At 62.2% G+C, this 13,142-nt stretch carries 12 protein-coding genes; 7 read left to right on the top strand and 5 right to left on the bottom strand.

The annotated features are described in order from the left end of the window. Positions 1-97: 97 nt before the first annotated feature. From dut to HJ536_RS00250, 3 genes are read left to right on the top strand one after another with little or no spacing between them, the layout of a single operon-like run. Positions 98-616, top strand: a complete 519-nt coding sequence (dut, locus tag HJ536_RS00260) for a dUTP diphosphatase (protein ID WP_476699283.1) — start codon at positions 98-100, stop codon at positions 614-616. A 9-nt stretch (positions 617-625) separates the two neighbouring features. Further along, a complete protein-coding gene (locus tag HJ536_RS00255) occupies positions 626-1,678 on the top strand; it encodes a HesA/MoeB/ThiF family protein (RefSeq protein ID WP_177156296.1) in 1,053 nt (350 codons plus the stop codon). Positions 1,679-1,681: 3 nt separating this feature from the next. After that, complete coding sequence (locus HJ536_RS00250; protein WP_177156295.1) at positions 1,682-3,691, top strand: M3 family metallopeptidase; 2,010 nt, start codon at positions 1,682-1,684, stop codon at positions 3,689-3,691. 54 nt (positions 3,692-3,745) lie between these two features. On the opposite strand, the gene HJ536_RS00245 is transcribed toward HJ536_RS00250, so the two are convergent. The 3 genes from HJ536_RS00245 to HJ536_RS00235 all read right to left on the bottom strand — a co-directional run bounded on the left by HJ536_RS00245 (position 3,746) and on the right by HJ536_RS00235 (position 7,576). Further along, positions 3,746-5,242 carry a phosphomannomutase/phosphoglucomutase gene (locus tag HJ536_RS00245; protein WP_176853010.1) on the bottom strand — a complete coding sequence of 499 codons (1,497 nt, stop codon included), beginning with the start codon at positions 5,240-5,242 and terminating at the stop codon, positions 3,746-3,748. A gap of 104 nt (positions 5,243-5,346) precedes the next feature. Further along, positions 5,347-6,939 (bottom strand): KpsE/RkpR family capsule polysaccharide export protein, encoded by a 1,593-nt coding sequence (locus HJ536_RS00240; protein WP_177156294.1) that lies wholly within the window; start codon positions 6,937-6,939, stop codon positions 5,347-5,349. Further along, positions 6,917-7,576 (bottom strand): ABC transporter ATP-binding protein, encoded by a 660-nt coding sequence (locus tag HJ536_RS00235; RefSeq protein ID WP_176853012.1) that lies wholly within the window; start codon positions 7,574-7,576, stop codon positions 6,917-6,919. The genes HJ536_RS00240 and HJ536_RS00235 overlap by 23 nt, the downstream gene beginning before the upstream one ends. Positions 7,577-7,656: 80 nt before the next feature. Here HJ536_RS00235 and HJ536_RS00230 point away from each other — a divergent pair, with 80 nt between their 5' ends. From HJ536_RS00230 to gltX, 3 genes are all read left to right on the top strand, one after another. Beyond that, complete coding sequence (locus tag HJ536_RS00230) at positions 7,657-8,280, top strand: uracil-DNA glycosylase family protein (protein WP_177156293.1); 624 nt, start codon at positions 7,657-7,659, stop codon at positions 8,278-8,280. Beyond that, positions 8,273-9,055 (top strand): SseB family protein, encoded by a 783-nt coding sequence (locus tag HJ536_RS00225; RefSeq protein ID WP_177156292.1) that lies wholly within the window; start codon positions 8,273-8,275, stop codon positions 9,053-9,055. Before HJ536_RS00230 ends, HJ536_RS00225 begins: the two co-directional genes overlap by 8 nt. 119 nt (positions 9,056-9,174) lie before the next feature. After that, on the top strand, positions 9,175-10,509 hold the full coding sequence (gene gltX, locus HJ536_RS00220; RefSeq protein ID WP_176853015.1) for a glutamate--tRNA ligase: 1,335 nt from the start codon (positions 9,175-9,177) through the stop codon (positions 10,507-10,509). Between the two features lie 54 nt (positions 10,510-10,563). On the opposite strand, the gene HJ536_RS00215 is transcribed toward gltX, so the two are convergent. Both HJ536_RS00215 and HJ536_RS00210 read right to left on the bottom strand, forming a co-directional pair. Further along, the gene (locus HJ536_RS00215) at positions 10,564-11,061 is read right to left on the bottom strand and encodes a DUF1697 domain-containing protein (protein ID WP_177156291.1); all 498 of its coding nucleotides are present in this window, start codon (positions 11,059-11,061) and stop codon (positions 10,564-10,566) included. A 43-nt stretch (positions 11,062-11,104) separates the two neighbouring features. Beyond that, the gene (locus HJ536_RS00210) at positions 11,105-12,037 is read right to left on the bottom strand and encodes a LysR family transcriptional regulator (RefSeq protein WP_177156290.1); all 933 of its coding nucleotides are present in this window, start codon (positions 12,035-12,037) and stop codon (positions 11,105-11,107) included. Positions 12,038-12,141: 104 nt separating this feature from the next. Between HJ536_RS00210 and HJ536_RS00205 the strand changes: the two genes are divergently transcribed. Next, positions 12,142-13,140, top strand: coding sequence for a class 1 fructose-bisphosphatase (locus HJ536_RS00205; protein ID WP_177156813.1), 999 nt, complete (start codon positions 12,142-12,144; stop codon positions 13,138-13,140). The last annotated feature ends 2 nt before the right edge of the window (positions 13,141-13,142 follow it).

Raw genomic sequence — 13,142 nt, 5'->3', positions numbered from 1 at the left:
ATTTCAGATACCTTTCTGCCAAGTGCCCCTTCCGGATAGGTCAGCTGTGGAATTCCTGACCGCAGGTGCTTGCATCCCGCGCCGCAAGGGGCCTTAGATGGCAGGCAATCGCACCAAGTCAGGAGAGCCCATGTCCAGCCCGTCGTTCACCCCCGAAATCGAGGTCAAGGTTCTGGACAAACGGCTGAATGACTGGGGTTTGCCGACCTATCAAAGCGAAATGGCGGCCGCGATCGACCTGCACGCCTGTATCGACGCGCCCATGCAGATCGAACCTCAGGCCAAGGCGGTTCTGATCCCGTCGGGGCTGGCGCTGTATATGAACAACCCCCATGTGGCGGCAGTGATCCTGCCGCGTTCCGGCCTCGGGCATAAGCACGGGTTGGTTCTGGGGAACGGCACCGGCCTGATTGATCCCGACTATACGGCCCAGATTTTCGTTAGCGTCTGGAACCGCAATCCCGCCGGAAACGAGCCGATTGTGATCCAGCCCGGCGAACGTATCGCACAAATGATGTTCCTGCCGGTCATTCGCCCTAATTTGTCAGTGGTCGAAGAATTCTCGGGCGAGACGGCGCGCGGTGGCGGCGGTTTCGGCTCGACCGGGTCGAAGTAAGGACACGCTATGCTGCTGTTTCTGGTGATGGCTGGCGCGCTGTGGGGCATCGGCGTACTGATGAAAACGCCCAAGTCCGCGCGCTGGGTGATGATCCTGATCCTGTATTTTGCCGTTCTGGCGGCGCATCTGGTGCTGCCGGACGGGGCGCCGCTGCGTATGTCCCTTGGCGGCAGCAAGGAGCCGTGGCTGATCGTTGGCGGCTTGATCGGGCTGGCGCTGGTGTACCGTGTCGGACTGCGGGCCATCCGCACCAAGATCGCTGAAAAAGAAGCCCCCAAGGCCGAAGCCAAACCCAAATCCACCTTCGAGCCCGTCGAGCTAGAGCGTTACGCCCGCCATATCGTCTTGCGCGAAATCGGCGGCCCCGGTCAGAAGGCCTTGAAGGAGGCCAAGGTGCTGGTCGTCGGGGCAGGGGGGCTGGGCAGTCCTGCGCTGCTGTATCTGGCGGCGGCTGGCGTGGGGACCATCGGTGTGATCGACGCCGACGAGGTGGATAACGGCAACCTGCAGCGCCAGGTCCTGCACGCGGATGCCGACATTGGCCGCCCCAAGGTGTTCAGCGCCCAAGATCACATGCTGGCCCTGAACCCCTTTGTGACCGTCAAACCCTATCACCGCCGCCTGACCGAGGATTTTGCCGAAGAGTTGATCGGCGAATACGATCTGGTGCTGGACGGCACGGATAACTTTGCCACCCGCTATCTGACCAACCGGATCTGCGCCAAACTGGGCAAACCGCTGATTTCCGGCGCCCTGACCCAGTGGGAGGGGCAGCTGAGCCTCTTTGATCCGGCGAACGGCACCCCATGTTATCAGTGTATCTTCCCCGAGGCCCCCGCGCCCCATCTGGCCCCCGCCTGTGCCGAGGCCGGTGTCGCGGGCCCGCTGCCGGGGATCATCGGATCCATGATGGCGATGGAAGCCGTCAAGGACATCACCGGCGCAGGTCAGACCGTGCGCGGACGGATGGTGATCCACGACGCGCTTTACGCCGAAACACGCAGTATTACCCTGCGGGCGCGGGCCGATTGCCCCGTCTGCGGACATCACAAGGATTGAACCATGATTGACGCATTGATGCAGCCTTGGGACGGCCCGTTCGGTCTGCCCCGTTTCGACGCCATTTCCGACAGCGATTTCGAGCCCGCGTTCGAGGCGGCTTTGGCCGCCCACAAGGCCGAGATCGACGCGATTGCCCAGAACCCCGAGGCACCGACATTCGCCAACACCATTCAGGCGATCGAAGGGTCGGGCTTTGCCTTGGACCGCGTTCTGTCGGTGTTTTACAACCTCGCGGGCAGTGACTCGAACGACAAACGTCAGGAGTTGCAGCGCGAATTCGCCCCCAAGCTTTCGGCTCATTACAGCGATATCAACGCGAACCGTCCGCTGTTTGACCGCGTGGAAACCTTGTGGAACCAGCGCGACGAACTGGGGCTGGATGAGCAAGACGCGCGCCTTCTGTACCTGACCCGCCGTGGCTTTGTCCGCTCTGGCGCGGCGCTGGATGGGGATCAGGCCGATCGGATGCGCGAAGTGATGTCGCGTCTGTCGTCCCTTGGCACCCAGTTCACCCAGAACCTACTCAAGGACGAGTCGAGCTGGAAAATGGAACTGGCCGAGGATCAGCTGGACGGTCTGCCGGACTTCCTGATTTCGGCCGCGCGCCGTGCGGGCAATGGCAAGCCGGTGATCACCCTGTCGCGGTCCCTGATCGTGCCGTTCCTGCAGTTCTGCCCCGACCGGACCCTGCGCGAAACCGCCTACAAGGCATGGGCCGCCCGCGGTGCCAATGGCGGAGAGACCGACAACCGCGGTATCGCCACCGAGATGCTGAACCTGCGCGAAGAGCGTGCGAAACTGCTGGGTTATGACAGCTTCTCGGCCTTCAAGCTGGAAACCGAGATGGCCGGCACCCCCGAGCGTGTCCGCGATCTGCTGATGCAGGTCTGGGCCCCCGCCAGGGCGCAGGCCGATGCCGATGCCGCCGTCCTGACCGAGATGATGCGCTGTGACGGCATCAATGGCGACCTCGAGGCATGGGACTGGCGCTTCTATTCCGAGCGCCGCCGTCAGGCCGAGCATTCGCTAGATGAGGCGAAACTGAAGCCCTATTTCCAGCTCGATAAGATGATCGAGGCCGCGTTCGATTGTTCGACCCGCCTGTTCGGTCTCGAGTTCAAGACGCTGGATGTGCCGCTCTATCACACCGACGCCCGCGCGTGGGAAGTGACCCGTGGTGGCCAGCACGTCGCTGTGTTCGTCGGCGATTACTTTGCCCGCCCGTCCAAACGGTCCGGCGCATGGTGCAGCGCGTTCCAGTCGCAGGCCGATTGGCCCCACCATCAGGCCCCCATCGTGGTGAACGTCTGCAACTTTGCCCAGCCGGACGAAGGGCGGGCGGCGCTCTTGTCCTATGACGATGCGCGGACCCTGTTCCACGAATTCGGCCACGCCCTGCACCAGATGCTGTCGGACGTGCGCTATGGCTCGATGTCCGGCACCTCGGTCGCGCGCGATTTCGTGGAGCTGCCGAGCCAGCTCTATGAACACTGGCTCGAGGTTCCCGAAGTTCTGGCCCAGTTCGCCGTCCACGCCGAAACCGGCGAGCCGATGCCGCAGGAAATGGCGGATGCCGTTCTGGGGGCTGCGACCTATGACATGGGCTTCCAGACCGTGGAATATCTGGGCTCGGCGCTGGTCGATCTGGCCTTCCACGAAGGTGCCGCCCCCGAGGATGCCATGGCCAAACAGGCCGAAGTTCTAGCCGCCATCGACATGCCCAAAGCCATCGGGATGCGCCACGCGACTCCGCAGTTCGCCCACGTCTTTGCGGGCGACGGGTATTCCAGCGGCTACTACAGCTACATGTGGTCCGAGGTTATGGATGCCGACGCGTTTGATGCCTTCAAAGAGGCGGGCGGCGCGTTCGATGCCGCAACCGCGGCCAGCCTTCAGGCCAACATCCTGTCCATGGGCGGCTCCAAACCCGCCGAGGATCTGTACACCGCCTTCCGCGGCCGGATGCCCGGGGTCGAGGCGCTGCTCAAAGGGCGCGGTCTGGCGGCCTGATCCAACGAAAAAGGCCCCCGAAATCGGGGGCCTTTGTGTTTCCGGTCAGCGCGATCAGATGGTCTGATCGTAGTCGCCAACGGCGGGCTCGGTGCGGATCACGTCGTCGATCTCTTTGAAGATCGCGCGCAGTTCCTCATCGCTTTCCGAGCTTTCGCAGACCACAACCAGGTTCGGGGTGTTCGACGAAGCGCGCACCAGACCCCAGCTGCCGTTTTCCAGAATGACGCGGGCGCCGTTCACGGTGACAACCTCTTTGATCGCCTTGCCAGCAAAGGTTTCGCCTGCGTCTGCCTTGGCAACCAGCTTCTCGACGATGCGTGCCAGCACGTCGTACTTCTCGAGGTCCGAGCAGTAGGGCGACATGGTCGGGGTCGAGTAGGTCTTGGGCAGAGCCTTGCGCAGGTCCGACATGGACATGTCGGGGTTGCGGTCCATCAGTTTGCAGATCTCGACAGCGACGCGCATGCCGCAGTCGTAGCCGCGGCCCACGGGCTCGGCCAAGAAGTAGTGGCCTGACTTTTCAAAACCCGCCAGAGCGCCGATTTCCTTGACGCGGCGCTTCATGTGGCTGTGGCCGGTCTTCCAGTAGTCGGCTTTTACGCCGCGTTCCTGCAGTTCGGGGTCCGAGGCAAACAGGCCGGTCGATTTCACGTCCGCCACAAAGGTCGAGCCGGGGTACAGCTTCGACAGGTCGCGGGCCATGATGACGCCGACTTTGTCCGCGAAAATCTCTTCGCCCTCGTCGTCGACAACGCCGCAGCGGTCGCCGTCACCGTCGAAACCCAGCGCGATGTCTGCGCCCGACGCCTTCAGCGTGTCGGACATGTCGTGCAGCATTTCCATGGCTTCGGGGTTCGGGTTGTAGTTCGGGAAGGTGTAGTCCAACTCGTTGTGCGAGGGGACGACTTCGACGCCGATACGCTCCAGAATTTCGGGGGCCAGGGCCGACGCAGTGCCGTTGCCGGTCGCGCAAACGACCTTGAGCGGACGGGACATTTTGAAGTCGCCGATCAGGTCTTGGATGTAGGCTTCCTTGACGCCCTCGACCAGTTCGTACGAGCCGCCTTCGTGAGTCTCACCCAGACCACCCAGAACGATGTCGCGCAGTTCGGCCATCTCGTCGGGGCCGTGGGTCAGCGGGCGGTCAAAGCCCATCTTCACGCCGGTCCAGCCGTTGGGATTGTGCGATGCGGTGACCATAGCCACAGCGGGCACGTCCAGATGGAACTGGCTGAAATAGGCCATGGGGGACAGGGCAGGGCCGATGTCCTTGACCTGAATGCCAGCCTGCATCAGGCCGAGGATCAGCGCGTTTTTGATCGCCAGCGAGTAATCGCGATAGTCGTTGCCGACGGCGATCACCGGCTCGATGCCACGCTTGCGCATCTGGGTGCCAAGGCCAAGGCCAAGGGCGGTCATGCCGGGCAGGTTGATTTCCTCGGGGTATTTCCAGCGCGCATCATATTCGCGGAAACCCGTCGGCTTGATCATCGGACGCAGCAGAAAATCCCAGGTGTTGGGCGTTACGTCGGCAATCGGCTTGGTCATAGTCGAAATCACTCTTTTTGTATTTCCTAAAAGGGGGCAGCTACACATACCTTACATATGCCACTAATTGGCACCAACAAGCATACTGCAACCCCCTTTTACCCTTAGCTTGTGACTTGTTCACGAAGGATCGACGCAGTTAGCGAGATCATGAGGTAAATTCCGGCGAAAATGAGAAAACTTACAACAGTATTCTCGAACGCTTTGGGGTAAGTGGCCTGATCGGGGATCACGGGCTCCACGCCGCGGGCCAAATAGCGGGTCTGACGGCTGGCTTCGATCTGCGCGGCCTCCAGATTCTGGAGGGCGGATTGTAACATCAGGTCACGAGTCGCCACGTCCGCCTGTGCCAGCGAAATCTTGGCCGAGATCGACGCCAGCGAATCCTCGCCCTTGGTCGCTTCGTTCATGCGGGTTTCCAGATCGTTGATCGCAGCTTGCAGGCGGCGGATGTCGCCCTGCACGCCGTCCACGCGGCTCTGGTTGGGACGAGAGTTGTCCAGCAGGGCTTGCAGTTGTATCTGCTTTTCCTGCAGCTCGATCTCGCGCTGGGTGATCTGGGAGCGCAGCGCGCCAATGACGCCTTCGGGGTCCACGATCGCGGCCTCTTGTTGCAGGGCAACAAGGGCTTCTTGGGCCTCGCGGCGCAGGCGCTCGGCCTCGGCCAGCGATTTGCGGGATTCGCTCAGCTGGTCTTCGCGTTTGCGCAGGGTCTGGTTATCGACGCGCTCTTCGGCATAACGGATCAGCGCGTCAGAGAACGCCTTGCTGGTGTTGGGATCAACGGCGATCACCTCAAGGCTCATCACGCCTTCGGTCGGGTCATAGCCGATCAGGACCTTACGTTTGTACAGCTTGTAGGCGTCTTCGTTCGAGGCATCGTCGGGCAGGCGCAGGATCGGGTCGATCCACGGCTGCTCAAAGTGCGCTTTGAAGCCCAGTTCGCTGTCCAGTCGCAACATCGCCTCGCGCGATTGCAGGTAGCGTTGGATCGCCACGGCCTCTTGGTTGGTGTTCATCTGCGAAGGCAACAGGCCCCCAAGGCCGCCCACGCTGTTCTGGTCCGCGGTCTGGATCAGGAAGTCCGAGGTGGTCGCGTATTGCGGCGTTGCCTCGTTATAGAAGAACCAGCCGCAAATTGCGGTCGGCAGCAGCACAAAGAACAGCAGACGCAGGGCCAGCAGGCCGGATTTCTTGCGGCGGCGGGCGCTGATCTCGGCCTGAATGCGGGCAATCTCGCGGGCGCGGCGTTCTGCGGGGCTTTCGCCCTCGGCCATTTCGGTGCTGGGCAGAGTTTCCATGCGCCGCTCGGGCAGGGTCTGGGGCAGCTGGGTCAGCGCAGTTTCCTCGGGATCCGAGGTCACCAGATCCAAAGAGGCCGAGCGTTGGAACGGGTCGATGCCCCGTTTGCGCAGTTGGCGGATCGCGTCAAAATCCGAAGTCGCCGGAATGTCGTGTTTCTGGGCCAAACGGCGGGCCAAGCGCAGTTGGCGGCCGGTCAAACCCTCTTTGCGGATGGCATCGATATCGTCTTCTGATTCCACATCTGCAGCCGAGGACACCTCGCCACCCATCGTGACCTTGCGCAGCAGCGTTTCGCGCATCTCTTCGGGGGCGGGCTGCGCAGGGGCGGCCGCGACCGAGGCAAGGGGCTCTCGCCGGATGCGGAACTTCTTAACTTTGGGTTTCGTAGTCATACAGCTGCTTCGCTTCCTCAAGGCTGTCGAACATATGCAGTTGCCCGTGCATCAGGACTGCTGCCTTGCGACAGTATTTTTCCAGCGTCTCCGGCTGGTGGGACACGATCACGATCGTGGTTGTACGCAGCCTTTCCTTCAAGAGGTCGGCCGCCTTTTTGTTAAATTCTACATCCGTTGTAGAGGGCATGCCCTCGTCAATCAGGTAGATGTCGAAATCCAGCGCCAGCATCAAGGAAAACGTAAATCTGGATTTCATACCCGCCGAGTATGTCCCCAGCGGCTGATCGAAATATTCGCCCAATCCGCAGAGCCAACGGCAGAACGCCTCGACGTAATCGGGGTCAAGGCCATAGAGCCGCGCGATGTAGCGGGCGTTCTCCATCGCCGAGAGGCGCGAAATCACACCGCCCATGAAGCCCAGGGGGAAGGAAATCCGGCAGCCGCGAATGATCTCGCCCTCGTCGGGTTTTTCCAGTCCTGCCATCATGTTGATGACCGTGGTCTTGCCCGTGCCGTTGGGCGCAAGAATGCCCATCGATTCACCAAGATCCACGCGAAAGGACGCGCGATCGAGGATCACCTTGTGCTGCGTTCCGGTCCAGAACGACTTGCTGACATTTCTGAATTCCAGCATGCCTTGCCTCGGGCCTTTGTTTAGGCGGTTTTATTCTTAGGTAGGATAACGGTTAACTAAGCGCAAACTTTGCAGGAAGTATGTCAAAAAAACGCGAACAAGAACAACCCGCGTTTGATAATCTCAAACTGGAACTATCGAAATGCGGTATCTGTGCGGACCAATTTGCTGGGACCGTCACTCATCATACTCCGCGGCCCGTGATTTGGTTTCAAAACGGGGCGCGTTTGCTGATTGCGGGGCAGGCGCCGGGAATGCGGGTTCACAACAGCGGGCAGCCCTTTACCGACCCGTCTGGGGACCGGCTGCGGGACTGGATGGGGGTGACACCGGAACAGTTCTATGACCGCTCGCGCGTGGCGATCCTGCCGATGGCGTTCTGCTTTCCGGGTTATGATGTGCGCGGGGCCGACCTGCCGCCGCCCCCGATCTGCGCGCAAACGTGGCGCGCGCGGGTGATGGAGGGGCTGACTGACGTGCGCCTGACGCTGGCCGTGGGCGGCTATGCCCACCGCTGGCACATCGGGGGGCGCGGATCGGTGACCCAAACAGTGGCGGAATGGCGCGATCATCTGGAAAAGGGCGTCCTGCCCTTGCCACATCCGTCTTGGCGCAATACCGCATGGCTCAAGAAAAACCCGTGGTTCGAGGCAGAATTGCTGCCCGTTCTGCGGGCCAAGGTCAAAGAGGTGCTAGATGACTGAGACTCTGCTGGATCAGGCCCACGCCGCGATGGAAGCCGCCCCCGACAGCGAAGCCGCCCGCCTGCGGTTCTATGACGTGCTGTCCGGGTCCGAACTGTACTTGCTGCTCGAGGAAGAGCCCGAGGGCGAGACCATCAAGCCGCGTCTTTTCCCCGTCGAGGACACCCAGTTCGCCGTGGTTTTCGATACCGAGCAGCGTCTGGCCCAATTCGCCGAGGGTGAAGCCCCCTATGCCGCCGTGCCGGGCCGTGTTCTGGCCGAGATGCTGAACGGGCAGGGGATCGGCCTTGGGGTCAACCTGACTGTTGCGCCGTCGGAAATGCTGCTGCCCCCCGAGGCCGTGACGTGGATCACCGATACCCTGTCCTCGGCCCCCGAAGAGGGCGAAGCAACGATCGAGGAATTCCTGTCCCCCCGTGGCCTGCCTGACAGCCTGCTGGTGTCGCTGGACAGCCGCTTGGCCTCGGCCGCCGGTCTGGCGCGCTTCGCCTATCTGGTGGGGGTCCGCTATCAGGGCGGTGCGTTGGGTCATATGCTGGGTGTCGTCGATCCCGTTCCGGGCGCCGAGCCCGCGATTGCCCGCACCGTTCACGCTGCGCTGACCTTTAGCGGGATCGAGGCGGGCAGCATCGACGTGTCGTTCTTCCGTGCCTCGGATCCGATGTCGGCGGCGCTAGCCAAGGTCGGACTGCGCTTTGATCTGCCCGAACCCGAACGCGGCGAGGAACCCAAAGCCCCCGGCATGGACCCCGACAACCCGCCGAAACTGCGCTGACGCCTGCGCGGCGGCCACACATTCGCGTGCCATGCCGTCTGTGCATGGCCGCGCCACCCTACGGGAATATGGACATTTCGCGCCCTCTGTGAAAGACGAATGCCCAACAGGAGAACGCTATGACGACCACCCGCTTTGCCCCTTCGCCGACCGGCTATATCCACGTTGGCAACCTGCGCACCGCGCTGATGAACTATCTGATCGCCCGCAAAGAGGGCGGCAAATTCATCCTGCGTATCGACGACACCGATCCGGACCGCTCCAAGGAAGAATACGTCGATGCCCTGAAGCAGGATCTGGAATGGCTTGGCATCGAATGGGATCAGATCGAGCGTCAGTCCCTGCGTCTGGACCGCTACGAAGAGGCAGCCCAGAAACTGCGCGACATGGGCCGTTTCTATGAATGCTTCGAGACCCCGACCGAGCTGGACCTAAAGCGCAAGAAACAGCTGAACATGGGCAAGCCCCCCGTCTATGACCGCGCCGCGCTGGCCCTGTCGGACGAGGATAAGGCCAAGCTGCGCGCCGAGCGCGGCGATGGCGTCTGGCGCTTCAAGCTGGATCAGGAACGGATCGAGTGGACCGACGGCATCCTTGGCGATCTGTCGATCGACGCGGCTTCGGTGTCTGACCCCGTGCTGATCCGTGCGGACGGCCAGATGCTGTACACCTTGGCGTCGGTTGTGGACGACACCGACATGGGCGTGACCCACGTTGTGCGCGGCTCTGACCACGTGACCAACACCGCGACCCAGATCCAGATCATCCGCGCGCTGGGCTTCGAGCCCCCTGCGTTCGCGCACCACTCGCTGCTGACCGGCCCGCAGGGCGAGGCTCTGTCCAAGCGTCTGGGCACCCTGTCGCTGCGTGACCTGCGTGCTGCCGGCGTTCAGCCGATGGCGCTGCTGTCGCTGATGGCGCGTCTGGGATCGTCCCAGCCGGTGGAACTGCGTTCCTCGATGGAAGAGCTGATCGAAGGCTTCGACATTGCGCACTTCGGTTCCGCACCGACCAAGTTCGACAGCAACGATCTGTTCCCGCTGACCGCCCGCATCAACGCGGCAAAACCTTTCGAAGAGGTCGCGCCCGTGATCGCCGAACTGGGTGTGCCCGCCGAGCTGGCCGAACAGTTCTGGACCGTCTCGCGCGAGAACATCACCGTTCTGTCCGACCTCAAGGGTTGGTGGGAACTGTTCCGCGATGGCGCAGAGCCCAAAGTCGCCGATGAGGACCGCGAGATGATCGCTCAGGCGATGACCCTGCTGCCCGAAGGCCCGTTTGATGGCAGCACCTGGGGCAACTGGACCAACGCCGTCAAAGAGGCCACCGGCCGCAAAGGCAAGGGCCTGTTCATGCCCCTGCGCCGCGCCGTGACCGGTCAGGACAGCGGCCCCGACATGTCGGCGGTTATGCCCCTGCTGCAAGTGGTCAAGGCTCGCGGCTTCACCGCCTAAGGGTTGGCTGAGACACAGAATTCAGGGCGCCTTCGGGCGCCCTTTTTCGTGGGGCTAGAGCAGGGTCACCAGCTTGGCGATGGTGTTCATGTTCCGCGCCGTGCCCTGTTCGGTGCCCGCGATCACCAGCTTGGACCGGCCCATCCCATCGGGGTAGTGGACATAGAGTTCGCGGGTGCCGGTGGCGATTTCCTCGTCCTTCTGGCCCTTGGTTTCGGGCTGGTCGGGGGGCGTGTCCAGCAGGATCACCGCCACCTTGTTGCCCGCCTGATCCGCAAAGGGATTGTCCGCCGCGATGCCCTGCAATTCCTCGGGGGTGCGCAGGTGGACGCGGATGGTTTTGCCGCAATATTCCAAGAGCCGTGCCTCGAGCGCGCGTTGGGCTGCGGCCCGCTCCATCGCTGTGGAAAACAAGACGTTGCCGCTGGCGATATAGGTGTGCACCTCGGTGAAACCGATGTCCTGACACATGCGGACAAGGTCGCTCATGGGCAGCTTTCCTGTGCCGCCCACGTTCACTGATCGCAGAAATCCAACGAATTTTTGGGTCATGCCCGCAACTATAACGCGAAAATGCTGCGCCTGCAAAGGCGGATCAGGATAGGTCCAGCTTAGGCTCAATCAACCCGGCGTGGGTGAGGATCCATTCTTCGACCGCGCTGACGGCGGCGGGCTTGGCGTCGCGCGGTTGGGGCAGCAGGTACCACTTGCGATAGATCGGCAGCCCCTGAACCCGCAAGCGCACCAGCCGCCCCGACTCCAGTTCGTCCGCCACCGTATGGGCAGAGATCATGGCGATCCCCAGCCCGTGGATCACCGCCTGCTTGATTGTCTCGTTCGAGGACATCTCGGTCACGCCCGCCTCTTGGTCATGGCCGATCTCGTCCAGAAAGCGGCTGGCCAGAATGCGGGTGCCCGAACCGGCCTCGCGCATCACAAAGCGTTCGCGCAGCAGCGCCTCGCGCGGAACGATGGGATCGGCGGCCAGCGGGTGGTCCGAACTGGCGATGATGATGTGGGGGTGGTCGAACAGGGGCACGGCCTCGGCCAGAAAGGTGCGGGGCGGGCGACCCATGACGCACAGGTCGAGCTCGCCGCGCTCCATCGCTTCGATGATCTCCTCTCGGTTGCCGACACGCAGGGCGACGTCCACATCGGGCATCTCGCGCTTGAGAAGGGCGACGATTCTGGGGGCGAAATACTTGCCCGTACTGACGACCCCCAGCACGACCCGCCCCTGAAGCCCCTGATCCAACGCACCAATATGTCGCAGGGCCCGATCCAGCGATGTTTCAATCTCTGCGGCAGCGCGCAGCAGGGCACGCCCTTGGGCGGTGGGAACATTGCGCTCTGATCCGCTGCGAACCAAGAGGGGCGATCCAATCAGATCCTCTAGGTTTTTCAGCTGGTTATGAACCGCCGGACCGGTCAGGTGCAGGCGCTCTGCGGCGGCCAGAATGGTGTTCTCTTCCACCACAGCTTGTAGGGCCCGAAGCTGCTTGATGGTGATCTGATCAATACGTGGCATTAAATTTTCCTGACACTCCGTACAGAAAATTGAAATTTAATTATCACTCAACCTCGGGAATATCAACCTCAGCACCGGATCGGGGAGGGGAGGCCCTAGTCATGATGCAAGAGATACGAATTCCCAGAGAGGGCGTTCCCGCGCCGCTCTGGCCGGTAATGAATGCGCTCTGTGATGTGGCCACCGGACTGTCGGATGCCATCGGACGGGGCCCCCTTGCGGGACAACTGGCGGCAAGCATCGGCAGCAATACCGATGGCGACGACCAGAAGGCGTTGGATGTGCTGGCCGATGATGCCTTTGCTTTTGCCCTGAAGGGGACCGGCGTGCGCTGGTATGCCTCTGAGGAGCAAGAGACCGTGGCCGAGATCGACGTGAACGGCGCGTTGGCGGTGGCGATTGATCCGCTGGACGGCTCGTCGAACATCAACTGCAACGTGTCGATCGGGACGATCTTTTCGATCCAGCCCGCGCTGTCCGAAGGCGAGGCGACGTTCCTGCGGGATGGCAGCCATCTGCTGGCGTCGGGGTACTTTATCTACGGGCCACACACCGCGCTGGTTGTGACCTTTGGCAACGGTGTGCTGCAGTTCATTCTGGACCGCACGGCTGGCGAATTTATCCAGACCGACGCCACCATGATCCCGCCCGAGGCCAGCGAATTTGCGATCAACGCCTCGAACTATCGTCACTGGTCCAGCCCTGTGCGCGCCTATATCGACGACTGTCTGGCGGGGTCCGAAGGGCCGCGGGGCAAGAACTTCAACATGCGCTGGGTGGCCTCGCTGGTTGCGGAAACCCACCGGATCATGTGCCGCGGCGGGATATTCCTGTACCCCGGCGACGAGCGTCCCGGCTACAAGAACGGCCGCCTGCGTCTGGTCTATGAATGCGCGCCCATCGCCTTTCTGATCGAGCAGGCAGGGGGCAAGGCGACCACCGGGACCGACCGCGTTCTGACGCAGGTGCCCGCCAGCCTTCATGCCCGCACGCCGATGGTTTTTGGCACCGCCGACAAGGTGGACCGCGTGAGCATCTATCACGATCTGCCCGAACCCGAAGTCTCTGCCCTGTTTGGCAATCGCGGCCTGTTCCGCGCCTGATT

The sequence above is a fragment of the Donghicola mangrovi genome (genome assembly GCF_013377535.1).
Classification (GTDB): Bacteria; Pseudomonadota; Alphaproteobacteria; order Rhodobacterales; family Rhodobacteraceae; genus Donghicola; species Donghicola mangrovi.
This window is presented reverse-complemented; position numbering and strand designations above follow the sequence as displayed.

Coding starts and splice junctions, on each gene's coding strand:
- dut (WP_476699283.1), top strand. CDS start 98: ATGGCAGGCAATCGCACCAAGTCAGGAGAGCCCATGTCCAGCCCGTCG.
- HJ536_RS00255 (WP_177156296.1), top strand. CDS start 626: ATGCTGCTGTTTCTGGTGATGGCTGGCGCGCTGTGGGGCATCGGCGTA.
- HJ536_RS00250 (WP_177156295.1), top strand. CDS start 1,682: ATGATTGACGCATTGATGCAGCCTTGGGACGGCCCGTTCGGTCTGCCC.
- HJ536_RS00245 (WP_176853010.1), bottom strand. CDS start 5,242: ATGACCAAGCCGATTGCCGACGTAACGCCCAACACCTGGGATTTTCTG.
- HJ536_RS00240 (WP_177156294.1), bottom strand. CDS start 6,939: ATGACTACGAAACCCAAAGTTAAGAAGTTCCGCATCCGGCGAGAGCCC.
- HJ536_RS00235 (WP_176853012.1), bottom strand. CDS start 7,576: ATGCTGGAATTCAGAAATGTCAGCAAGTCGTTCTGGACCGGAACGCAG.
- HJ536_RS00230 (WP_177156293.1), top strand. CDS start 7,657: ATGTCAAAAAAACGCGAACAAGAACAACCCGCGTTTGATAATCTCAAA.
- HJ536_RS00225 (WP_177156292.1), top strand. CDS start 8,273: ATGACTGAGACTCTGCTGGATCAGGCCCACGCCGCGATGGAAGCCGCC.
- gltX (WP_176853015.1), top strand. CDS start 9,175: ATGACGACCACCCGCTTTGCCCCTTCGCCGACCGGCTATATCCACGTT.
- HJ536_RS00215 (WP_177156291.1), bottom strand. CDS start 11,061: ATGACCCAAAAATTCGTTGGATTTCTGCGATCAGTGAACGTGGGCGGC.
- HJ536_RS00210 (WP_177156290.1), bottom strand. CDS start 12,037: ATGCCACGTATTGATCAGATCACCATCAAGCAGCTTCGGGCCCTACAA.
- HJ536_RS00205 (WP_177156813.1), top strand. CDS start 12,142: ATGCAAGAGATACGAATTCCCAGAGAGGGCGTTCCCGCGCCGCTCTGG.